24 protein-coding genes are annotated in these 23,445 nt (G+C 35.3%); 11 read left to right on the top strand and 13 right to left on the bottom strand.

The window, feature by feature from the left end:
- Positions 1-5: 5 nt before the first annotated feature.
- The 6 genes from F1003_RS10865 to hemN all read right to left on the bottom strand — a co-directional run bounded on the left by F1003_RS10865 (position 6) and on the right by hemN (position 6,663).
- The gene (locus tag F1003_RS10865; protein WP_155089446.1) at positions 6-1,268 is read right to left on the bottom strand and encodes an alginate export family protein; all 1,263 of its coding nucleotides are present in this window, start codon (positions 1,266-1,268) and stop codon (positions 6-8) included.
- 11 nt (positions 1,269-1,279) lie between these two features.
- Positions 1,280-1,996, bottom strand: a complete 717-nt coding sequence (locus F1003_RS10860) for an SCO family protein (protein ID WP_235898316.1) — start codon at positions 1,994-1,996, stop codon at positions 1,280-1,282.
- Positions 1,993-2,775: a formylglycine-generating enzyme family protein gene (locus F1003_RS10855; protein WP_155089445.1), complete on the bottom strand. Its 783-nt coding sequence runs from the start codon at positions 2,773-2,775 to the stop codon at positions 1,993-1,995. Before F1003_RS10855 ends, F1003_RS10860 begins: the two co-directional genes overlap by 4 nt.
- 9 nt (positions 2,776-2,784) lie before the next feature.
- On the bottom strand, positions 2,785-4,176 hold the full coding sequence (gene nirK, locus F1003_RS10850; RefSeq protein WP_438695862.1) for a copper-containing nitrite reductase: 1,392 nt from the start codon (positions 4,174-4,176) through the stop codon (positions 2,785-2,787).
- Between the two features lie 277 nt (positions 4,177-4,453).
- Positions 4,454-5,287 carry a universal stress protein gene (locus F1003_RS10845; protein WP_155089443.1) on the bottom strand — a complete coding sequence of 278 codons (834 nt, stop codon included), beginning with the start codon at positions 5,285-5,287 and terminating at the stop codon, positions 4,454-4,456.
- Positions 5,288-5,298: 11 nt separating this feature from the next.
- Positions 5,299-6,663: an oxygen-independent coproporphyrinogen III oxidase gene (gene hemN / locus F1003_RS10840; protein WP_155089442.1), complete on the bottom strand. Its 1,365-nt coding sequence runs from the start codon at positions 6,661-6,663 to the stop codon at positions 5,299-5,301.
- An 85-nt stretch (positions 6,664-6,748) separates the two neighbouring features.
- Between hemN and F1003_RS10835 the strand changes: the two genes are divergently transcribed.
- The 4 genes from F1003_RS10835 (at position 6,749) to F1003_RS10820 (ending at position 9,371) form a co-directional block, all read left to right on the top strand.
- Positions 6,749-7,237 carry a YdeI/OmpD-associated family protein gene (locus tag F1003_RS10835; protein WP_155089441.1) on the top strand — a complete coding sequence of 163 codons (489 nt, stop codon included), beginning with the start codon at positions 6,749-6,751 and terminating at the stop codon, positions 7,235-7,237.
- Positions 7,238-7,370: 133 nt separating this feature from the next.
- Positions 7,371-7,955 (top strand): superoxide dismutase family protein, encoded by a 585-nt coding sequence (locus F1003_RS10830; protein ID WP_155089440.1) that lies wholly within the window; start codon positions 7,371-7,373, stop codon positions 7,953-7,955.
- Positions 7,956-8,042: 87 nt separating this feature from the next.
- On the top strand, positions 8,043-8,573 hold the full coding sequence (locus tag F1003_RS10825) for an RNA polymerase sigma factor (RefSeq protein WP_155089439.1): 531 nt from the start codon (positions 8,043-8,045) through the stop codon (positions 8,571-8,573).
- 3 nt (positions 8,574-8,576) lie between these two features.
- Complete coding sequence (locus F1003_RS10820; protein ID WP_155089438.1) at positions 8,577-9,371, top strand: anti-sigma factor; 795 nt, start codon at positions 8,577-8,579, stop codon at positions 9,369-9,371.
- A gap of 9 nt (positions 9,372-9,380) precedes the next feature.
- Here the strand turns inward: F1003_RS10820 and F1003_RS10815 are convergent, their stop codons facing one another.
- Both F1003_RS10815 and F1003_RS10810 read right to left on the bottom strand, forming a co-directional pair.
- Positions 9,381-10,085 carry a tetratricopeptide repeat protein gene (locus F1003_RS10815; RefSeq protein WP_155089437.1) on the bottom strand — a complete coding sequence of 235 codons (705 nt, stop codon included), beginning with the start codon at positions 10,083-10,085 and terminating at the stop codon, positions 9,381-9,383.
- Between the two features lie 91 nt (positions 10,086-10,176).
- Positions 10,177-11,112, bottom strand: coding sequence for a peptidylprolyl isomerase (locus F1003_RS10810; protein ID WP_155089436.1), 936 nt, complete (start codon positions 11,110-11,112; stop codon positions 10,177-10,179).
- A gap of 178 nt (positions 11,113-11,290) precedes the next feature.
- On the opposite strand from F1003_RS10810, the gene F1003_RS10805 reads away from it, so the two are divergent.
- A complete protein-coding gene (locus tag F1003_RS10805; RefSeq protein ID WP_155089435.1) occupies positions 11,291-11,734 on the top strand; it encodes a hypothetical protein in 444 nt (147 codons plus the stop codon).
- Between the two features lie 35 nt (positions 11,735-11,769).
- Here the strand turns inward: F1003_RS10805 and F1003_RS10800 are convergent, their stop codons facing one another.
- Both F1003_RS10800 and recQ read right to left on the bottom strand, forming a co-directional pair.
- Positions 11,770-12,699 (bottom strand): DUF5655 domain-containing protein, encoded by a 930-nt coding sequence (locus tag F1003_RS10800; RefSeq protein WP_155089434.1) that lies wholly within the window; start codon positions 12,697-12,699, stop codon positions 11,770-11,772.
- Between the two features lie 42 nt (positions 12,700-12,741).
- Positions 12,742-14,943: a DNA helicase RecQ gene (recQ, locus tag F1003_RS10795; RefSeq protein WP_155089433.1), complete on the bottom strand. Its 2,202-nt coding sequence runs from the start codon at positions 14,941-14,943 to the stop codon at positions 12,742-12,744.
- 88 nt (positions 14,944-15,031) lie between these two features.
- Between recQ and F1003_RS10790 the strand changes: the two genes are divergently transcribed.
- The 4 genes from F1003_RS10790 to lptB all read left to right on the top strand — a co-directional run bounded on the left by F1003_RS10790 (position 15,032) and on the right by lptB (position 18,006).
- Positions 15,032-15,997, top strand: coding sequence for a KpsF/GutQ family sugar-phosphate isomerase (locus F1003_RS10790; RefSeq protein ID WP_155089432.1), 966 nt, complete (start codon positions 15,032-15,034; stop codon positions 15,995-15,997).
- Positions 15,997-16,830 carry a twin-arginine translocase subunit TatC gene (gene tatC / locus F1003_RS10785; protein WP_155089431.1) on the top strand — a complete coding sequence of 278 codons (834 nt, stop codon included), beginning with the start codon at positions 15,997-15,999 and terminating at the stop codon, positions 16,828-16,830. The genes F1003_RS10790 and tatC overlap by 1 nt, the downstream gene beginning before the upstream one ends.
- A gap of 2 nt (positions 16,831-16,832) precedes the next feature.
- The gene (locus tag F1003_RS10780; protein WP_155089430.1) at positions 16,833-17,189 is read left to right on the top strand and encodes a carboxymuconolactone decarboxylase family protein; all 357 of its coding nucleotides are present in this window, start codon (positions 16,833-16,835) and stop codon (positions 17,187-17,189) included.
- Between the two features lie 76 nt (positions 17,190-17,265).
- Entirely contained in the window at positions 17,266-18,006 is a 741-nt protein-coding gene (gene lptB / locus F1003_RS10775; RefSeq protein ID WP_155089429.1) for an LPS export ABC transporter ATP-binding protein, read from the top strand.
- A gap of 3 nt (positions 18,007-18,009) precedes the next feature.
- Here the strand turns inward: lptB and F1003_RS10770 are convergent, their stop codons facing one another.
- Complete coding sequence (locus F1003_RS10770) at positions 18,010-18,882, bottom strand: DUF808 domain-containing protein (protein WP_155089428.1); 873 nt, start codon at positions 18,880-18,882, stop codon at positions 18,010-18,012.
- Positions 18,883-18,897: 15 nt separating this feature from the next.
- Entirely contained in the window at positions 18,898-19,656 is a 759-nt protein-coding gene (locus F1003_RS10765; RefSeq protein ID WP_155089427.1) for a CDP-alcohol phosphatidyltransferase family protein, read from the bottom strand.
- A 143-nt stretch (positions 19,657-19,799) separates the two neighbouring features.
- Here F1003_RS10765 and F1003_RS10760 point away from each other — a divergent pair, with 143 nt between their 5' ends.
- Positions 19,800-20,870 carry a putative type IX sorting system protein PorV2 gene (locus F1003_RS10760; RefSeq protein ID WP_155089426.1) on the top strand — a complete coding sequence of 357 codons (1,071 nt, stop codon included), beginning with the start codon at positions 19,800-19,802 and terminating at the stop codon, positions 20,868-20,870.
- Positions 20,871-20,882: 12 nt separating this feature from the next.
- Complete coding sequence (locus F1003_RS10755) at positions 20,883-22,043, top strand: lipoprotein N-acyltransferase Lnb domain-containing protein (protein ID WP_155089425.1); 1,161 nt, start codon at positions 20,883-20,885, stop codon at positions 22,041-22,043.
- A gap of 2 nt (positions 22,044-22,045) precedes the next feature.
- On the opposite strand, the gene F1003_RS10750 is transcribed toward F1003_RS10755, so the two are convergent.
- Complete coding sequence (locus F1003_RS10750) at positions 22,046-23,440, bottom strand: sugar transferase (RefSeq protein ID WP_155089424.1); 1,395 nt, start codon at positions 23,438-23,440, stop codon at positions 22,046-22,048.
- Positions 23,441-23,445 lie beyond the last annotated feature (5 nt).

The following is a 23,445-nucleotide window of genomic DNA, read 5'->3' as shown; positions in this document are numbered from 1 at the left end:
ATGCTTTAATCTTCCTTAAATACCGTTTTAAACAAACTTGGCTTAATGGTTGCCATCAACCAAGCCCAATTGTTGGTATTGTCTTTGTTCCCACTTTTTAAAACTTCCATGGTTTCCGTTGCAAATAGTTGGGAATATCCTGCTTGAAAATTGATATCCTTAGTCCATTTAAAACCCAAAACCAAATCGAGTTCTGTCCCTAAAGCATTACTCATCTTTTTCCCTGTATTATCAACTACAATAGCTGCAGAAGAAAAGAAATGAGGCACCAGCTTTACCGAAAACTGCTCTTTTTGGTAAGCTAATGTGGCATTAACATCTAATAATCCTACAGAATTAGCATGATTGCCAACATAAAAATAATCCATTAATCCGTTGAATTTATGATTGGTTCCAAACCAAGGATTGAATGATTTCAGTGTATTTTCCGTTGTATTCATATCAGTACCAGAAAGGTATTCCACTCCCAAACCAGTGGTGAAATTTTCACTAATATTATAATAAGCATTAGCTGCCATATTATAAGCACTGAGATCTGTATCTGCGATCTTACCCGTTTGAAAATAAATTGAAGCATCTGCTTTTAGCTTGTTTTTATTAAATGTAAACCTAAAACCTATGGTTTGGTTATAATCTACTTGCTGCTCCTCGTTTTCATCAAAATATGGCAATCCGTTGTTTAGAATTAAAAGGCTTAGACTTACAGCATTAAAATCGGTATGATACCATAAATATTGAAACGCTTTATAGTTGTTAACCGCATACTCGGTATCGAATAAGATTTCGGCATTTTCATTCATTGCCAATCCAAAATCCAGACGGTTTTTAGCATTAGGTTGATATGTTGCAATAAGTGCATCATGACTACGTGCTTGTTGCGCCCAACCCACATTTCCAAAAATTCTGTGGTCATCATAACTAATTTCTTGTCGTCCCATTTTTAATGAGAATTTAGAGTCTAAAAGTAATTGAGCCCAAGCTTGGTGAATAGCAATTCCGTTTTTATCTGAAGTTGATAACGTAGCGACATCTCCCCAAACTCTTACATTTTGAAACGTGACAAAGGCATTCAACTTTTCACTTTTATAATTCAGATATAATCGCGTACGCTGCGAAACAAATGATGCCGCATCTTCATCATCTGGAATTAAGGTTTTAAATCCATGTCTATACTCAAAACGTGGTCTTATCTCTGTTGAAAGTTCAAATTCTTGTGTATAGGATGTCATTACAAGTCCTAAGCATAGGATTGTTAGAATCGTTTTCATTTCAGTATTTTTTATTGAATGAGTTGAAGGATAGTCTCTATGGTTTCTTTGTTGTCAACTCCTAAACCTTCTTGTTGGTGTTTTAATTCGCCTTTAGCATTAAACACACTTATAATATTAGAATGTGAAAAATCTATAGGTGAGATTTCTTTATACTTTACAGACAATACATTGGCAAATTCTCTTACACCACTTTCTGTGCCGTGTAAAAAGGTCCATTGCTCATCATCCATTTGGTTCTCGATGGCAAAGGCTTTTAAACGTTCTGGTGTATCGGTTTCTGGGTCTATACTGACTAACGCAAAGGTTAAATCCTTTAATTTTTCATCAGGAATTTGAGCTTCAATATTTCGCATGTCTGCTACTAATCTTGGGCAAGCTGCTTTGCATGATGTATAAATCATGACCACTACTAGTGTTTTGCCTTTTAAATCTTCAAGTTGAATTTCTTTACCTTCTTCAGTATGCCACTTGCTCATTAAATTGAAAATAGATTCTTCTGAAATTTCATCGGTTTCCATTTCTTTTGAAGCCTTTTCTATCTGCTTCAAATCCATTTTACAAACAGGGCAACTACCAGCTTCATCATAGAATTTAGCTCCTTCACACAGCATAGGACATTGATAAACTGCCAAGGCATCATTTGATGCTTTTGATTTATCTGAATTACATGAGATTGCCAACACAAGTAATACCAACACTGATGATATAATTTTAATATGTTTCATTCGCTTTCAGTTTTAACATCTTGTACACATCTAAAACCTAAATTTTTCATTGAGTATTTAGCTTTTAAACTTCCTCTTATAGCGTAGCGCATAAACGCTGCATAATTCATTAAGTCCGTGGCATTAACGGCAGCACTTCCACAAAACAGATTACTGTCTTTATCCACATCCTTACGGGATTCTCCGGTAATCAATACCGAATTAAAGTCTAAGGTCCATTCCCATACCAAGCCATGCAAATCGTAAACTCCCCAAACATTTTTAGGTGTTTCACCAATGATATTTTCATTAGTGCGCGGAGCTTCATACCAGGATAGAATTTGTTCATTATAGGTAGGTTTTATGCGTGCGTCTTTCGTAGTTTCGTCTGCCATGGCTACATATTCCCATTCATCTACTGTTGGCAAACGTTTATTTTGGCATTCGCAATACGCCTTTGCCGCAAACCATGACACATAGGTAATAGGACTTTTAGATTTTACTGAATCTTTACTTTCTAAATCATTTTTCCAGTTGGATAAATAAGTCTTATCGGTAAATAATTTAATAGCATTGGATTTTCTCCATTTGGGGCTTTCTTTAACAAACAACTCGAAATCCTCAACCGTTACTGGATATTTATCCATTTTAAAATCGTTTACCTCAACGACTGTAGAGTCGCGCCCATAAAGCGGAATGTATCTGCTACCTTCAATTAAAACCATGTCTTCAGTCTGCCCATACGTTAAATATTGACACACAAAACAAATTAACAACAGACTAAAGACTTTGGTTTTCATATTATTGATTTATTTATTTTTTACTTTTTCTACCATCTCTTTGGTAACAACTTTACCAGAATTTCCCCAACTATTATAAACGTAGGTCAACACATTTGCCACATCTTCTGAAGACAACAGCTGTTTAGTCATTACACTATTATATTTTTCGCCATTAACGGTAATTTCACCGCTCAATCCGTTAACAACTACATCTATTGCTCTTTCTACATCAGCATTTAGGTAATCTGAATTGGCAAGAGGAGGAAACGCATTCGGAATACCCTGACCTTCTGCTTGGTGACAAGCAAAACAAGTCTGCATGTAGGTTTGTTTACCAAACTTCATTTGTTCGTCAAAAGATTTTGCCGGAATTTCAGATTCTACAACTTCATCAGTTGTAGGCATATTCTGTATTCCTGGACCTTCAGGTAAATAAATACCTTCGCGTATTTCACCCGAATATATTCTTTTATCCTCTTCACCCTCCACCTTAAGCATACCTAAAGCTCCTTTGTTAAAGGCTCTAAATATAGAGTGATCTACCAGGATAAACGTACCTGGAACATCTACCCTAAACTCTACTATAGCAGCACCTCCAGCAGGTATTAATGTAGTTTGTACATTTTCATTAACAGTGTCACCACCTTCAACGTGTACCTTATCAAATATTTCACCGATAACATGGAAAGAAGATACAAGGTTAGGACCACCATTACCAACAAAAAGTCTAACGGTTTCACCAACTTTAGCGGTTATAGCATTATCTCCCGTAAGGGCATTAACACTACCATTAAAGACCACATAATCTGCATTTTCATCAACTGCTTTTTGCATATCGAAAGGTTGTAATCCTCGTTCTCCATTTTTGCCTTTGGTGTAAAAATCACCTTGCATTATATAGTATTCCTTATCCACTTGAGGTAAACCACCTGCTGGCTCAACCAATATTAGACCATACATACCATTTGCTATGTGCATACCCACTGGCGCTGTTGCACAATGATAAACGTAAAGTCCTGGATTTAAGGTTTTAAATGAAAATGTTTTTTCGTGACCTGGAGCAACAAATGAAGACTCTGCTCCTCCACCTGGCCCAGTTACAGCATGTAAATCGATATTATGTGGTAATTTGTTATCTGGATGATTGGATAAAGTAAACTCTACCTCATCTCCTACTCTGGTTCTAATAAAGCTACCTGGCACAGAACCACCAAAGGTCCAATAGACATATTTTACGCCATCCGTTAATTCTCCTTCTTCTTCGAGAATCTCCATATTAACAATAAGCTTTTTAGCTTTTCTTCTTCCTACACTTCTAGGTACATTTGGAGGAGAAGTTAGTTCTGCCTTCATTTCTCTACTGATAGGCATATCCGTTGTACTTACTTCTTTTTTTTGATTGTTATCTTTACAAGACATAAAAAGAATCATTATAAGTAGAGCTCCACAACTGATTATGTTTCGTTTCTTCATTTTAATCTGGTTTTTTGTTAGTATTTGCATGGGTTCTAATATAGTTTTAATTAAATAAGACAATTTTATCTTATTTATAAGCGAAGATACCGTGTATTGACATCATAAAACATGATATTTATCAGTTATTGGATAAATCTACAGTTTAAAAAAACGCCAAAGCCTTAGATCCTTGGCGTTTTAACTTGACATTAATAACACTAACTAATAACAACATCAAGATCTAAATTTTAAAAGTCATTACTGGTAGCGTAGAATGATTTGTAACATCTTCAGAAATACTACCTTCAAAGAAATGTGCCAAACCCTTTCTACCATGCGTAGCCACAGCAATTAAATCTGCTCCTGCCCTATTAGCGTAACTTAGAATACCCTGTTCTACGGAATAATCTGATACTACGGCTACGTCCTTAAACATATCTAAGTTACCTTCGGCTATTTTTAAAAACTTAGAGATCAGTTGGTCAATTTCTACAGAACTTTTAAAGCCTGAATTTGGAGTATTGACGTAAACCAATTGAACTTTAGCCTCTAACTTATTAAAAATGGACTTGGCCTTTATGTAGCTCTCAACAGAGTCCTGAGAAAAATCACTGGCAAAGATTATCGTATCAAATTCTACCAAGATAGGATTATGCTTTACAATCAGCACTGGGATTTCTGCATGTCTTACTACTTTTTCTGCGTTAGACCCTATAAACACCTCTTTGGCACCTGATGCGCCATGAGAACCCATAACTATTAAATCTGCATCTTGGGCTTTAACCAATTCATTTATTTCCTTAAATACCATAAAGTGTTTTACCACTGGTATTACGTTTACATTTTTTAGATATGGTCTATCTAAAAACGTTTCCATTTTTTGCTCGGCTAGTTTTAAATAAAAAACAGCTTCTTCATTTAAAGAGTTTGCGCTTGCCGTTATAATAGCATTAGATAGTTGTAGCATATGCAAAACATACACTTCAGAATTAAACTTTTTGGCTATTGAGGCCGCAGTTTCCAAGGCATATTCAGAATGTTCAGAAAAATCTATGGGTACTATAATTTTTTTCATGTTTTTTGGTTTTAAATGGTCATTGAAAATAATTGTGTCTCTGGCTTTTTTCTTTGCAATAGCAAATCAAAAGCCATACATATATTTCTTATAAAAGGTTTTCCTTTTTCGGTAACCGTTATTTCCTTATTCAAAAATTCCAACAAATTATCCTGTTCAAATTCTTTTAGTTTAATTAGGACATCTGGCAATTCTTCAAAATCCAATTCAGCATTTTGCCATGAGGTATTAAAGTTGCACATAAGATTGAGGATATGCTTTCTGATTTTAAGATCTTCAACATTTAAAATATGACCTCTATAAACAGGTATAATGCCTTGGCTTACCAAATGGTAATATTCCTCTATGGATTTTACGTTCTGCGCAAAACCATACCAACTATCACTGATAGACGATACTCCAAGTCCTATCATAGCTTGTGTTTTTGAAGCCGTGTAACCCATGAAGTTTCTGTGTAAGGTTTCGGTTTCCATGGCCTTGTAAAGCGAATCACTCTTTAACGCAAAATGATCCATACCAATTTCAGTATAGCCTATTTTCTCTAAAAGGAGCTTTCCTGTTTCGTATTGTTGACGTTTAGATTCACCGGATGGTAAATCTTCGTCCTTAAAACCACGCTGCCCATTTCCTTTTATCCAAGGCACATGCGCATAACTGTAAAAGGCAATACGGTCTGGCATCAAGGTTTCGGTTTTGCTTATGGTTTCTATGACGTCAATTTCAGTTTGAAATGGTAATCCGAAAATAATATCATGACCAACCGAAGTGTAACCTATTTTTCGAGCTAAATCGGTAACACGCTTTACATTTTCAAAAGGTTGAATGCGATTGATAGCTTTCTGTACTTTTAAGTTATAATCCTGAACTCCAAAACTTACACGTCTAAAGCCTAAATCATATAGTACTTGTAGATGCTCTACAGTCGTATTATTGGGATGCCCTTCAAAACTGAATTCATATGCTTCAGCCAGAGTCGCGGTTTTTAGCAATTCTGATATCAAAAATCTTAAATTCTCTGGAGAGAAAAATGTTGGTGTACCTCCACCTACATGAAGCTCCTTAATTACGGGCTTAGCACCCAATAAATTGAGATATAATTCCCATTCATTTAAAACTGCTTTTATATATGGAGATTCCACGTCGTGTCGTTTGGTGATGCGTTTATGACAACCACAGAACGTACACAGGCTTTCGCAAAAAGGTAAGTGTATGTATAGACTGAGACCTTCAGCAGTATTGGACTCATCAAAAGATCGTTTTAATGAATCCTTCCATTGGTGCAATGAAAAGGAATCTATATCCCAGTAAGGAACCGTTGGGTAACTGGTGTATCTTGGCCCAGCCACATTATATTTATTTACTAGAGCGTTGCACATACCTATTAATTATTATATTTCAAAATTACTAGTATGTATGGTATTAAAATATGACTTTTGTCATGTCAGACTTTAATTTATAGATATGCTAAAAAGTTTACCGTTTGAAGTAACGTTGGCAGATAAATACAGTGTTATTCTGACAGAGGAACCTATTATAGACTTTATAAAGAATAATCATAAGCGCGTAAAGGTTATAGCGTCTTTCGAAAATCAACAAATTGAATTCTATGCTGCACTAAAGAAAGAAAAAACCGGTTTGTTTCGTATTTATTTCAGTAAGGCAAAACAGAAAGAACTTGGGGTTTTTCCGAATGATTATTTTAAGCTTCAAATACTTGAAGACACTTCAAAATATGGAGTTGAAATGTCCGAAGAATTAGAAGCTGTACTCTTAAGTGACTATGACGCATTTCAAATTTTTGAACATCTGACACCAGGTAAGCAGCGTACTATTATCTATGCCATTTCTAGATATAAAGCATCACAAACGCGTATTGATAAATCCATTCTGCTCACTGAAAACCTTAAAAGAGGCATAAAAGATCCAAAATTGTTGCTAAAAATCAATTAGCTCTTAATCTCGTTGCCTTTTATGTTAAATCGTACAGATTTTAATTATATTAGTGAAAATTTTAACTCAATTCAGTTTGAATTTGCGATACCATAGATATATATTTAACTTTATGGACATAAATAACAAACCAATGAAACATATAAAATTATTAGCACTAGCCTTATCAATTGTATTTGCTACGGCTTGTAAAGACAACAAAAAGGAAACTGAAACAGAAATGGAAACCGAGGTTGAAGAAACCATGGAGAATGAAAAGGTAATGAGTAAAGAGCTCTCCTTTAAGCTTACTCCAAAGAGCGATAGCAATGTTTCTGGTAAGGTTGAATTTAAACAAAAAGGAAATAAAGTTACTATGTCTGCTAAAATGAGTGGATTAACACCAGGAACTCACGCCATACATATCCATGCTGAGGCTGATTGTTCTTCACCAGATGGAACATCGACTGGAGGTCACTGGAACCCGACTGCCCAACCTCATGGAAAATGGGGAGATGAAGCTGGATACCACAAAGGAGATATTGGAAATTTTGAAGTTGGAGAAGATGGGACAGGTAATGTTCTATTCTCAACAGACCAATGGTGTATTGGCTGTGGAGACGAGACAAAAGATATTTTAGGTAAAGCCATTATTGTGCATCAAGGTACAGACGACTTTACATCTCAACCTTCTGGTGCTGCTGGTAGCAGAGTTAGTTGTGGTGGAATTATTGAATAATCAACATTAACAAATACATTTTTTATAACTAGAGCTATTGCGTCACTATCCTTCCCCTAGTCTGCAAAAATTCTAAAATAACCCCTTATGAAGGATTTAGAAACACTAGTACAACAATTTCAAAACAAGGATCAGGTGGCGTTTAAAGAACTCTATGGTATGTATAGCAATAGCATACATGGTGTAGTTTACAATATCGTAAAAGATTCTAGTATTGCTGATGAGCTTATGCAAGATGTTTTTATAAAGGCATGGCATAAAGCAGATACTTACTCATCAAAAAAGGGAAGATTTTTTACTTGGATTTTAAATATAGCACGCAACGCAGCTATTGACAAAACAAGATCTAAAGCATTTAAGCAATCCAAACAAAACCTCAACTCGGATTATTTCGTAGATATAATAACAAGCAATGACAATTTAGATAGGAGCACTGATGCTATCGGAATTAAAAAGTTTGTGACCAACCTCGGCCAAAAATGTAAAGAAGTTATTGAGCTCCTCTATTTTAAAGGATTCACTCAAAAAGAAGCTTCTGAAGAATTGCAAATGCCTATTGGCACGGTAAAAACAAGAAATAGAAACTGTATACAGCAGTTACGAGACATGGTATTATAAATTATGGATATAAACGCATACATAGAATCAGGTATTTTAGAGCTATACGTAGCTGGTCAACTTTCTGAAAAAGAAAATCAGGAGGTCTATGAGTTGATGCAACAACATCCTGAAATATTGCAAGAAGTTTTAGAGATTGAAGCTGCTGTTGTAAAATTAACTGCTGCAGTATCTCCTCATGCTATAGATTTTGAATCTTTCAAAGGAAAGTTAGGCAATACAGAAACGAAAGTCGTTGATCTTAAACCTCAAAAACCTAATTGGATTTCCTACACTGGTTGGGCTGCCTCAATTTTATTGGCTGGAGGCTTATTGTGGACATTGAATAATAAATCTGAACTAGAAGAGCAGTTACAAACTGCTGAAACCGAAAGGAATTATCTCGAAATACAAATAGAAGATGCTAGAGAGAACCTGGCAGCAACTAAGAATCTATTAAATGCTATTAGAGATAAGGATATAATTTCAGTACCACTTGGTGGCCAAGGAGATTTTGCAAATTCTTATGCTAAAGTCTATTGGAACAAAGCTGATAACACCATTTATCTAGATGCTGAAGGTTTACCTAACGCACCAGAAGGTAAAGTATGGCAAGTATGGTCTTTAACGCTCAATCCGTTAATACCAACAAGCCTAGGTACAATCGATGACTTCAATACCGATGATAATAAAATCTTTGCTATAGCAAATGCTAACGAAAGTCAGGCATTTGGTATTACCCTAGAGCCAGAAGGAGGTAGCGAAAGCCCTACTATGGAGCAATTATATACGCTTGGTGTTGTAGCTTCTACCCCATAATATGTAACTTTAATTGTTCTTTTTAGGCTTGTAAGCTTTCAAATAGCGTTCTGCACGTGGGTTGTGCGGATCCATTTCAAGTGCTTTTTTATAATTGTTATAAGCCTGTAAGCTATCACCACTGCGCAAATAAGCGTCTGCAAGGCTATCGTACACATTAGAACTATTTGGGTGTAAAACAGTGTTTAGCTTAAAAACCGCAATAGCTTCGTCATATCTGTTTTTTCTTAAATGGTTGTAACCAATGCTATTAAAGTCGCGCTCCCTTATATAGGAACTGGTAGAGTCTTGTTTTTTTATTTCTAAGTAACCAGCCAGTGCTTTCTCATAGTTTCCATCTACTAAATGCTGACTTGGTGTTTTATAGTCTTCCGCAACCTTTAAATAGTCATACGTGACTTTGTCTTCATTATCTTCTGGTATCACGGACAGATAACGTTCTTTAGTTTTAGGATGCTGTACAAATCGAAATTTCTTATACATATCTGGTACAAAAAATTCATTCTCACTTAATGTTACGGGTTTTATTTCACCGCCTTTCCAATTGAGAAGAAGTTTGTCACCTTCATAATACACTAAGATTAATTCATCAGGATTGTAAAGATATTTCCCTGAAGTCTGCTTTTTGAATTCCTCTGAATATTCTACTGATTTTGAACAACTAACAGTAATTATTGTAAGTAATAGAATAAAGATTATGCTTTTGGTTTTCATTTTGATTAGATGATTGGTTTGTTGAAAATAAAAAAGTCTCACTAAAAGTGAGACGATTTTAATTACATTTTGTTACGAAAAAAGTAAGCGTTTAGCTCTTCACATCCATAAGCTCAACATCAAAAACCAAAGTAGCATTTGGTGGAATTACACCTCCTGCACCTGCAGAACCATAACCTAAATCACTTGGAATCACCAAACGTGCCTTATCACCTACATTTAGTAAACAGATACCTTCGTCCCAACCAGGAATCACTTGCCCTACTCCAACCTGAAAATCCAATGGTGAGTTTCTCTTGTATGAGGAATCAAAAACAGTTCCGTCTGCCAACTGACCTTTGTAGTGTACAGATACCATATCTCCTTTATTGGCTTTTTTACCATCCCCTTTTTGGATGACTTTATAACGTAAACCAGAATCCGTTTCGTCAAAACCAGCAGCTAATTTATCGAGTTCAGCTCTTGCAGCTTCACGCTCGGCAGCTACGCGCTTTTCACGCGCACCTTCAAACGTTCTAAATGCTTCAACAGCATTAAAATCTTCAGCGGCTTTGCCTTCTCTAATAATTTCCAAGCTTTCAATCTTGTCTCCTTGTGCTATAGCATCTACCACATCCTGTCCTTCTATAACATTTCCAAAAACAGTATGTTTACCATCTAACCAAGGTGTTTCTACGTGAGTAATAAAAAATTGACTTCCGTTAGTGCCAGGACCAGCATTTGCCATGGATAATTTCCCTGGTGCATCGTGTTTTAAATCTGGATGGATCTCATCATCAAACTTATAACCTGGATTTCCTGTACCAGTACCTTGTGGACAACCACCTTGAATCATAAAATCTGGAATCACTCTATGGAATTTTAAACCATCATAATAAGGTGTGCCTTGAGGCTTAGCCGAATTTTCTAAATTCCCTTCTGCCAGTGCCACAAAGTTACCTACTGTACCTGGTGTTTTTTCAAACTCTAAATTAACCAATATCTCACCTTTTGAGGTGTTGAATTTTGCGTATAAACCGTCTTGCATTGTGTTTTCTTTTGTTTAAGGGTGCAAAGATACAAAGTAAAGTTGGAAGCTCGAAGCTCGAAGTAGTAAGTTGAAAAACCAGCCATATAAAATTTAAGTGTCATTGCGAGCGAGGTACGAGCGCGGCAATCTTTTAAATTAGACGATTAAATTTCTTAGTTTTGGCAAAATTTAATTTATGGCCTTTTCATTTTCTAAACTATTTAATAAAACAGAGTCAACACAAAACACCGATGACACTATTGAGGCTATTATTGCGTCTATAGAGCATCAACCTTATGCGGTGTCTGATAACAATGTGCTTTTTGCTGGTCTTAATGAATTGGGTGGCTACTTCTTTTTTCAAACCATTATTGTTGGCCAGTTAAAGGTTAAGGTTAAAAATGGTGCTCAGCTGATCTTTAGTGGTGAGAGTTTTGAATTACAATTAGACTCTGATTCCATTGAATTTGAATCTGACCCTACCGACGTCAAAGGACGATATATTACCAAAATAGACTTTCAGATTGAGGAAGCTGATATTAAGGCTTTAGAAAAAGCTAAGTTGAAGAATATCTTACTAAAGGTTAAAAATAAGGAGATTACCTTTGGTAAGTATGAAGGTTTTGATGAGGAGGAATAGTTGTTATATAAAGTTTTCTTAGATCTAGTCTATTCTTAGATTTTATTTTTATTTATTCTTAGGGATTGCTTAATTAAGCTTAAAATATACTCGAGATTTTCAGTATCACTCATTTTGATTTCATACGATCCATTTCCCCAATGACCAACATTAGAAACATCTCTAGTGATGCCTTTTTCATCTTTTAGTTCTCCACTTTTTAAATTTAAATACATTTTTATGCTCTTTGCTAAAACAACTATATCACAAAAAATATTGTTCTCAATCCTAAAACCAATGGTTTGTTTTTTAGCTTGAATAGAAATATTATCTTCCAAATTTAGAATACCTTCTTTCAATCTACCATATAATTCCTGAATTTCGGTATTTCCATTGTTTATATGGTCAATTTCCGTATAAACCTTAATCTCTTTACTTACTTTTTCTATAGTTTCATCTTGTCTACTGATTGACTTAATACTTTCCTGTGCACCAGAAGTCTTAATTTGATTAAAATTTACTGTTTGGTTATTGTACCTTTTAATTTCCCACAACTCAATTGGTAAATCTTTAAAATTAATAGCCTCCTTTTGATAGGTAGTAAAAGATGGTGAGATAAATACTACTCTTGACTGAGACCAGTCAACATCTCTTCTCTTTAAGGTGTCAATTGAATTTTCATTAAATTCCAAGATGAAATCAGCTTTATTGTTTAACATTAAAGACAAGTATGCATAGCCTTGATCAATTACGCTAAAATTTTTATCTCGTTTATACTCAATTATCACGAAAGTTCCTGATTCACGATCGAATGCCAATGTATCAATTCGAAAACTGTTAAGTCTAAATTCGGTTTTCACAAATTCAAGTCCGAATATTGTCTCTAAATTATTTTCTGTTAGTGATTGAATATCTTTTTCGAGCTTAAAGGGCTGTTCTTTAATGTTTTTTAACTGCTCGTGCTTTTCTATTCTAAATAATGCCATTCTAGTATCTTGAATCGTAAATTTTAATAATAAGAATCTCTTCTAATTCGCCACCTCACTCATAAACTTAATACGGTATAGGCGGAGTTCCTCGTCTTCGTAGTCACCATCAAATTCTTCAATAGCATCAGAGATTTTATCGCTTTCAGATTCCATAAAGTAGTCATGGATTTCTTCCTGTTGGTCTTCGTCTAGGATTTCATCAATCCAGTAATTGATGTTAAGTTTGGTACCAGAATAGACAATGGCTTCCATTTCCTTTATAAAATCAGGCATTTCCATACCTTTTGAAGACGCAATATCATCTAAGCGTAGTTTTCTATCCACATTTTGGATAATGTAAAGTTTTAGCGCAGAGTTAGAGCCTGTGGACTTCACCACCATATCATCTGGTCGCATTATATCATTGTCTTCAACATAATCCGAAATCAGAGCTACAAAGTCTTTTCCATACTTTTTGGCTTTGCTTTCACCTACTCCATGCACGTTAGACAATTCGTCTATGGTTATCGGATATTTTAAAGCCATATCCTCTAAGGAAGGATCCTGAAAAATAACAAATGGTGGCACACCTAATTTTTTGGCATTACGCTTTCGTAAATCCTTAAGCATGCTCATTAGCTTTTCATCAGCTACAGCTCCACCTCCTTTGGCGTTGGTCACAATGCCATCATTAGAACCTTCGTCATAGACGTGGTCCTCTGCCATCATAAATGATTTTGGCTTCTCAATAAATGATTTTCCAGATTCGCTCAATCGTAACACACCATAGGTTTCGATATCCTTTTTAAGGTAGCCTGCCACAATCACCTGACGAATCAACGCCATCCAATATCTGGCATCTTTATGTTTCCCGATGCCAAAAAATGGTTGTGTGTCTGTTTTATGCGAACCAATAAGTGCATTGGATTGACCAATGATTACTTGTACTAAATCCTTGGCTTTATATTTTTCATTGGTTTTTTGTACCGTATCTAAAAGAATCTTAACATCATCTTGTGCCTCAACTTGCTTTTTAGGATTACGGACGTTATCATCCATATCTCCACCTTCGCCAGTTTCATTATCGAATTCCTCACCAAAATAATGCAAGATGAATTTTCGTCTAGACATGGAGGTTTCGGCAAATGCCACAACTTCCTGTAACAAAGCATGACCAATTTCTTGTTCTGCCACAGGCTTACCAGACATAAACTTTTCGAGCTTCTCTATATCTTTATAGGCGTAGTACGCCAAACAGTGACCTTCGCCACCATCGCGACCAGCACGACCCGTTTCTTGGTAATAACTTTCTATACTTTTAGGAATATCGTGATGGATCACAAAACGCACATCGGGTTTATCGATTCCCATTCCGAATGCAATGGTCGCCACAACAACGTCTGTATCTTCCATCAAAAACATATCTTGATGTTTCACTCTGGTTTTGGCATCCAATCCTGCATGGTAAGGCACGGCTTTAATTCCGTTGACCTGTAGCACCTGTGCCAATTCCTCAACACGTTTTCTGCTCAGGCAATATACAATACCAGATTTTCCTTCATTTTGTTTAATGAATCGGATAATATCCGCATCAACATTTTTGGTTTTTGGACGTACTTCGTAAAATAGGTTGGGTCTGTTAAACGACGCCTTAAAAGTTACGGCATCTGGCATCCCTAAACTCTTTAGAATATCTTCCTGTACTTTTGGAGTGGCCGTAGCGGTTAATCCAACAATCGGAATATCATCACCTATTCGTTTAATGATGGTTTTTAAATTTCTGTACTCTGGTCTAAAATCGTGTCCCCATTCACTGATACAGTGCGCTTCGTCCACGGCCATAAAAGAAATTTTCTGTGTTTTTAAGAAGTCCACATATTCTTCCTTGGTCAACGACTCTGGTGCCACATACAACAACTTTGTAATACCGTTGCTGATATCATCCTTAACACGTTTTACCTCGGTTTTATTCAAAGATGAATTTAAAACGTGCGCAACACCTTCGTGTTCTGACACCGCTCTAATAGCATCCACTTGGTTTTTCATCAACGCGATAAGCGGAGACACAACAATTGCGGTACCTTCTTTTATTAAAGCCGGTAATTGGTAGCATAACGATTTCCCACCACCAGTGGGCATAATAACAAAAGTATTGTTACCGTTTACAACATTTTTTATAACCTCTTCTTGAAGACCTTTAAACCCAGAAAAACCAAAGTATTTTTTTAGTGCGGAGTGTAAGTCAATTTCTGCAATACTCATTAATCCCTATAACTATTTTATATACATTTGCAATAACTTTAAAGATAGTAATTTCTTTAAATTTAAAAAACCCAATACAAAATTAGTTTTGAACACTGCATCATCCATTTTAAGCATTGCTAAAAGCACAATAGATACTGAAAGTAAAGCGATTGCAAACTTGTCGGATTTACTTACAGAAGACTTCGCCCATGCGGTTGAATTGATATATAACTCAAAAGGTCGTGTTATCATTACTGGCATTGGCAAAAGTGCTATAATTGCCAATAAGATTGTAGCCACTTTAAATTCCACAGGAACACCTGCCATTTTTATGCATGCAGCGGATGCCATTCATGGCGATTTAGGGTTGATACTTAAAGATGATGTGGTTATTTGCATATCTAAAAGTGGCAACACTCCCGAAATTAAAGTCTTGGTACCTCTTATTAAGAATGCCAAAAATAAAATGATTGCTATTACAGGCAATAAAGATTCTTTTCTGGGTCAACAAGCCGATTTTGTATTGAATGTCTATGTGGAGCAAGAAGCTTGCCCAAATAACTTGGCACCTACAACAAGTACTACAGCGCAACTGGTTATGGGAGATGCGTTGGCAGTAAGTTTGCTAGACTTAAGAGGCTTCTCTAGCAAGGATTTTGCTAAATACCATCCTGGTGGTGCGCTTGGCAAACGTCTGTATTTAAGGGTAAACGATTTATCATCTCAAAACATGAAACCTCAAGTGGGACTCGAAGCCAGTTTAAAAGAGGTGATTGTTGAAATCACAGAAAAGATGCTTGGTGTTACCGCTGTGATAGATAATGACAACATTGTTGGTATTATCACTGATGGAGATTTAAGACGAATGCTGAGCAAAAGTGATGATATTGCTGGTCTAAAAGCAAAGGATATAATGAGCAATAGCCCAAGACTTATCAACGAAGATGCTATGGCTGTTGATGCTAAGGAGGTTATGGAAGAATTTGGAATCTCACAATTACTTGTGGAGAGCAATGGCAGATATGCTGGTGTTGTTCATCTTCATGATTTAATAAAAGAAGGCATTATATAATGGCGAAGAAGAATATTGACGAAATGTCTTTTCTAGATCATCTTGAAGATTTAAGATGGCATTTAATAAGAGCGACTCTGGGCATTGTAATTGCTGCGACGTTAGCATTTATCTGCAAGAAATTTATTTTTGATGTCATTATTTTTGGACCAACAAGAATGGATTTCCTCACCTATAATGGACTTTGCCAAGTTTCAAAGTTTTTCGGAATGACAGACAACACGTTTTGTGCTGATAAATTTCCATTTATAATTCAGAATAGAACGGTTGCAGGACAGTTTTCTGCTCATATCTGGACATCCATTTACGCAGGATTTATTGTCGCTTTTCCTTATGTACTTTATCAACTATGGAGCTTTATCAGTCCTGGCTTAAAGGACAACGAACGTAAAAGTTCGAGAGGGTTTCTGGTAGTGGCTTCGCTACTATTTTTTACAGGAGTTTTATTTGGCTATTATATAGTGACTCCGTTATCCATTAACTTTTTAGCCAACTACCAGATTAGTGAACAAATTTCCAACGAGTTTGATGTTAGCTCTGTTATTGCCATAGTACGCTCGTCTGCTTTAGCTTCAGGATTTGTCTTTGAGTTACCTATTATCATATACTTTTTAACTAAAATAGGTTTGGTGACTCCGCAGTTTTTAAAAAAATACAGAAAATATGCCCTTGTTATTGTTTTAATATTGTCGGCAATTATTACACCTCCAGATATTGCGAGTCAGGTAATTGTAGCCATACCAATTTTAATACTGTACCAAGTAAGTATTTATATTTCGGCAGTTGTGGTGAAAAATCAAAATAGAAAACAATCAAAAGTTAAGACCAAATAATTATGTCTGATATCGTTAAAGAATTCAATGATTACCGTTCTAGAATGAACGATAAAATCTTAGCGGACAACAATAAAATTGTAAAACGCATTTTTAATCTCGACACCAATGCATTTGCTGAAGGTGCTCTCGATAAAAAAACCAAAGAGCTTTTAGGCTTGGTAGCATCAACTGTTTTGCGATGTGATGATTGCGTAAAATATCATCTCGAGTCTTCGCACAAAGAAGGCTTAACCAAAGCTGAAATTAGTGAAGCGCTGGGTATCGCCACATTAATTGGTGGTACAATCGTCATTCCGCATTTAAGACGTGCGCATGAGTATTGGGAAGCTTTGGAAGAACATCACTCACAAGGTTAAACTTTTAATAAAACTGGGACAACACTTATCTGAGTCTATATCATTTTATTATTTTTAGCGTTATAAGCAAGTATTTATGAAGTTACGTGCAGAACATTTAATGAAGTCCTACAGCGGACGAAAAGTAGTAAAGGATGTTTCTCTTGAAGTCAACCAAGGAGAGATTGTCGGTTTACTTGGTCCTAATGGCGCTGGTAAAACAACATCGTTTTACATGATTGTGGGCATTATTAAACCCAATGGCGGAAATATCTACTTGGATAACACCAACATCACCAAGTACCCAATGTACAAACGTGCCCAAAACGGTATTGGATATTTAGCACAAGAGGCTTCTGTTTTTAGAAAACTCAGTATTGAGGATAATATTCTAAGTGTACTTCAATTGACCAAATTAAGCAAGAAAGAACAGCACGAAAAAATGGAATCCCTAATCGAGGAGTTTGGTTTGGGGCATATTAGAACCAATAGAGGTGACTTGCTTTCTGGTGGCGAACGACGACGTACCGAAATTGCTCGTGCTCTAGCGACCGACCCAAATTTTATTCTGTTGGATGAGCCATTTGCAGGTGTAGACCCTGTGGCAGTAGAGGATATTCAACGTATTATCGCAAAACTGACCAAAAAGAATATTGGTATTCTTATTACCGACCACAACGTACAGGAAACCTTGGCTATTACCGACAGAACGTATTTAATGTTTGAAGGTGGTATCCTAAAAGCTGGTGAGCCAGAAGAATTGGCAAATGATGAAATGGTTCGTAAGGTTTATTTAGGTCAGAACTTTGAGCTTCGTAAGAAGAAGTTGGAGTTTTAAATGCTAAGTCTTTTTTGGCAACATCAATTTAATAGCTTTTACAACCAACAAACAAACTATTCCTACTCCGAGACCTATAATAAAATCTCTCAAAATTCCTGGAATACCTTCTAAAACATGATGTAAAAATTCCACATTGTGAACAAAAATTCCTCCCGAAACTAACAACAAGGCTAAAGTACCGATTACGGATAAAGATTTTACCACCCATGGCAATGCCTTTATCAATCCTGTACCAAGATTAAATACAAAGCTAGATTTGGATTTGCTCTTTTTAATTAATTTTAGGCCCATATCGTCCATTCTGACAATGAAGGCAACGATACCGTAAACACCTACCGTAGCAATAAGCGCAACTATTGAAACTACAATAATCTGAGTCGTTAATACTTCTTCTACCACTGTACCTAAGGCTATAATTACAATTTCAACAGAAAGTATAAAATCAGTAATAATAGCAGATTTTATTTTTGATTTTTCAAGTTTTATAAGTTCCTCTGGAGATACGTCCTTTGTAGCTGCTATTACTTTATCTTCATTTTTGTGAAAAAAGAATTCGTAAATTTTTTCAGCACCTTCATAAGCAAGATATAGGCCTCCTAATAATAAAACAACAACGACCAACTTAGGAACAAAAGCACTCATTAAAAATGCCAGTGGCAAAATGATGATTTTATTTATTAATGATCCTTTTGAAATAGCCCAAAGCACAGGTAATTCTCTAGATGGGCTAAAGCCTGAAGCCTTTTCGGCATTTACCGCTAAATCATCACCTAAAATACCTGCAGTTTTACGAGTTGACACTTTGGTCATAGTAGCTACATCGTCCATAAGTGTCGCAATATCATCTAGTAAAGCAAAGAAGCCTGATGCCATGTCTTTAAAATTTTATTAGTGAATGTTCTTTTTGTCTATAATAGACAGAACAATATAAAGTGCAACTACAACTGGTATTGCTGCAAATTGCAAAATTATAAGTGCCACGATGCTTATAATTAAAAAGATATAGCGTGTGGCATTGTTCTTAAAACTCCAATCCTTAAATTTTAGTGCGAATAATTTGATTCTAGAGTTAAGCAAATAACAGCTTAAAAGCGTTAGACCTATCAAAAACCATTTATTGATGATAATACTATTCATTACATCACTATTCTGATATTCTAGAATCAAGGGTAAGGATAAAATTAACAAAGTGTTGGCAGGCACAGGCAAACCTTTGAAATAAGCCTGTTGGTCTTCATCGAGATTAAACCTTGCTAATCGATATGCTGATGCTAATGGAATCAACAAACCAATGAGTGGTAAAACCGATAGTTTAAAACCTTGCCAATGGAAAATAGAATTCCAACTATCACTATAAGCAGCGTAGTCTGGCGCATCAACTGTTATAGAAATTAATTTAAACATTATAATTCCAGGCACTACGCCACTGGTAACCAAGTCTGCCAAGGAATCGAGCTGAATTCCAAGAGGACTCTGTACATTGAGCTTACGCGCTAAAAGACCATCAAAAAAATCGAAAAATATACCTAAAAACACAAATATTGCAGCAGCAACAAAATTGCCATAAACGGCAAAAATAACGGCAATACATCCGGAAAATAAATTAAGTAGTGTAACAATATTAGGAATGTGTCTCTTAAAACTCATATATGGTTAGTTTTTGTAAAAATAAAAAAGTATTTGGGCATAGCTCACTTTTTTTTCAAATAGCCAGTACATAAAACAATAAGTGCGCTTATTATAAGTTAAATAGATAGAAAAATTGTGCATATTTGTAAAAAATTTTGCTGTTGAAAAATTACGCTGTAATTCTCTTAACACTTGCTACACTTTTTGCTTCGGCCCAAACCACCAGAAAGTATTCGAATGAATTTATGAATATTGGTGTAGATGCTGCTGCATTGGGTATGAGCAATGCTGTGGTTTCCCAAACTGCGGATGTAAATTCGGGATATTGGAATCCTGCAGGATTGGTACATCTCGAAGACAACCAACTTGCTCTAATGCACTCTAGTTATTTTGCCAATATTGCCAACTACAACTACATTGGTTACGGTATGCCCTTGGATGATAGAAGTGCCGTTGGTATTTCACTAATTAGATTTGGTGTCGATGATATTTTAGACACAACACAGTTGATAGATGACCAAGGCAATATCAATTACGATAGAATAAATACGTTTTCTACAGCAGATTATGGACTCACCTTTTCTTACGCCAGAAAATTACCTTTGGACGGACTAAATTTTGGCGTTAATGCTAAAATAATACGACGAATTATTGGTGATTTTGCGTCATCTTGGGGATTTGGCCTTGATGCTGGTATTCAGTTTGAGAATAAATCTGGTTGGAAGTTTGGACTAATGGCAAGAGATATTTCCACTACCTATAATGCCTGGTCTATAGACGAAGAAAAATTTGAGCAAATAAGCGGAGCGGTAGAAGGGCAAAATCAAGAATTACCTGAAACTACAGAGGTTACTATACCTAAACTACAGTTGGGCATGTCTAAAAAATGGATTTTCAACTATGACTATTCGTTATTGGGTGCTGCAAATCTTAATGTGCGTTTTGAAGAGAACAATGATGTATTTTCCACCTCTGTAGCGAGTATAAATCCTGCATTAGGTTTTGAGTTCGGTTACACGGATTTGGTATTTCTTAGAGGCGGTGTTGGTAATTTTCAGAATGAAAGACAGATTGATAATTCTGAAGATTTAACGTTTCAGCCTAACTTCGGTGTTGGATTTAAATACAAAGGCATTCAGATCGATTATGCCTTTACTGACATTGGTGATCAAAGTGCTGCATTATATTCCAACGTATTCTCGTTAAAAATTGATTTTAGTGTTTTTAGATAGTATATTTCAAAAATGAAACTAAAACTATCCTTTTTCCTTTTTCTTTTTGTTTACGTTTCCTCTTTGGGCCAACAGATTCAATTAACCGAGGACGCAGAAGTCTCTGTGCTTACTTTTGGGCCAGGCGAATCGCTTAATGATGCTTTTGGGCATAATGCTTTTAGAATAAAAGACAAGTCCAAAGGAATAGATTTAGTATATGGTTATGGCGAATATGATTTTGATGCGCCCAACTTCTACTTAAAATTTGCAAGAGGCAAATTGAATTACCTCATCAGTAGACATAATTTTTCAAATATATATTATCACTATACGAGTTACAATCGTTCTATTGACCAACAGGTTTTAAATTTTAACCTTAAAGAAAAACAAAGTCTCTTTGATTTTTTAGAGAATAACTATAAGCCAGAAAACCGGAGGTATCTTTACGATTTTTTTTATGACAATTGTGCTACAAAAATTAGGGATGTTTCTGAAACTGTTACCAATAGTCCTATAAATTTTAGTTTACCTGAAGATTTTCAGCAAAAAACGTTTAGAGAACTTATTCATGAACATGTTGACCGAAATTCTTGGGGAAGTTTGGGTATTGATATGGCTTTAGGTTCTGTAATAGATAGAAATGCAAGTGCAAATGAATATATGTTTTTACCAAAGTATATCCATTCCTTTTTTGAAGTTGCTAAAATTGGGAATCGAGATTTTGTAAAAACTTCTTCTACGCTCTACGAAAGAAAAGAAAGAAAAGCTTCTTTTGATTTTCTATTAAGTCCTTTAGTGATACTTGGTCTTATTGCTTTATTGATACTTTACATCACTTATAAAGATTATAAAAACAAAAAAAGAAGTCATTGGTTAGATGTAACATTATTCAGCATTACCGGGATAATAGGTGTTTTATTATTGTTATTGTGGTTTGCCACGGACCATACAGCTACTGCACATAATTATAATCTTTTATGGGCTGTACCTTTGAACATTGTTGTAATTGGTCAGTTATTTAAGAAACAACCAAAGAACTGGTTTAGAAGCTATCTTAAGTTTTTAATTATAATGCTTTGTCTAATGACATTGCACTGGATAATTGGCGTGCAAGTATTTGCTATTGGACTCGCACCTTTGCTTGTCGCATTAGCAGTACGTTATATCTACCTTATTAAGTACTTTAAATAATATTATTGACCTCTATAATATAAGATGGTGCTGAGTGTTTTTATAGAGATATTAAAATCTAAAAAAATGCTTCTGTGCTTAATATAATACAAATCGTATTGAAGTTTTGTTAGACTATCCTCAACGGAGGAACCATATCTTGTTTTTACCTGTGCCCAACCTGTTAAGCCAGGTTTTATAATATGTCTTGTTTCGTAGAAGGGAATTATACGGGCAAGTTCGTTTACAAAAAACGGACGCTCTGGTCTTGGACCAATAACACTCATATCTCCCTTAAGTACATTATAGAATTGAGGGATTTCATCGAGTCGAGACCGTCTTAAAAACTTACCAAACTTAGTGACACGCGTATCATTCTTTTTTGCCCATTTTGCACCATCCATTTCAGCATTAACAACCATTGTTCTCAACTTAATTATACGAAATGGTTTGCCATTTCTACCCACACGTTCTTGCGTATAAAAAAGCGGCCCTTTATTTCCTAAAAGATTACCGATGAAAATGAATGGTAAAATTGCCAAACAAATTAACAATCCTATAATCGCACAAATGATATCGAAGGCTCTTTGAAAAAAGATATATAATTTGTTCTCATTACTTCTACTAAACGGGAAGTATTTATAAAAGTCCTTACCCACAAACTGTATTGGCACACGATACAATAACTCTTCATACACCTGCGTGTACTCTCTTATTTTAAATCCGCGCTCCAATAAAAGCATTAAATCATGATAAACCTCTGCTATAATCGATTCTGAATTAAAACTTGCAACCAATACTTCTGAGATGCGTTCTCTTTCAATAACATCTAAAAAAGAATTAGCATCAAATTCTTTGAGACCTTTATACTTTACAGATTCTGGAGTAGATACTTCACTATTTATAAAACCAACAATTTTATAATTTGGGTCTGATGTATTCAAAGAACTTACTAAACCTTCAATATTTGAAACTTCTCCCACTAAAAGCACCCTTTTGTAGAACCTTGGAGATTCTATAAGGTTGATATAAAGAAATCTCCATACCAAAATAGATATGATAATTGCGAGGTAAAAATATACGATTTGAATACGCTCTTCTGGCAGGTATGGTGATAAGACTGGTGTTAGTAGATAAAATAACACCACTGTTGATGTGGTAATTACTATATTTCTAAATGTTGTATCTAGTTTACTTGCTTTTTGAAGGTCGTAAAGCTCAAAAATAGTTCCGAAAATTGTAATATAAATCCCTAGCAATATCAGTGCTACAATATTCTCTGAATTGAATTCTATATACTCAAATTCAGGATAAAGATTTAACAAATAAATAGCCAAATAAACCATGGCTAAATCCATGAGCCTAAGAAGAATCTTACGTTCTGAAACTTCAAAGTGTATGCCTTTTTTATTTGCCATTATTT

Source organism: Winogradskyella ouciana (assembly GCF_009709615.1).
GTDB lineage: Bacteria > Bacteroidota > Bacteroidia > Flavobacteriales > Flavobacteriaceae > Winogradskyella > Winogradskyella ouciana.
This window is presented reverse-complemented; position numbering and strand designations above follow the sequence as displayed.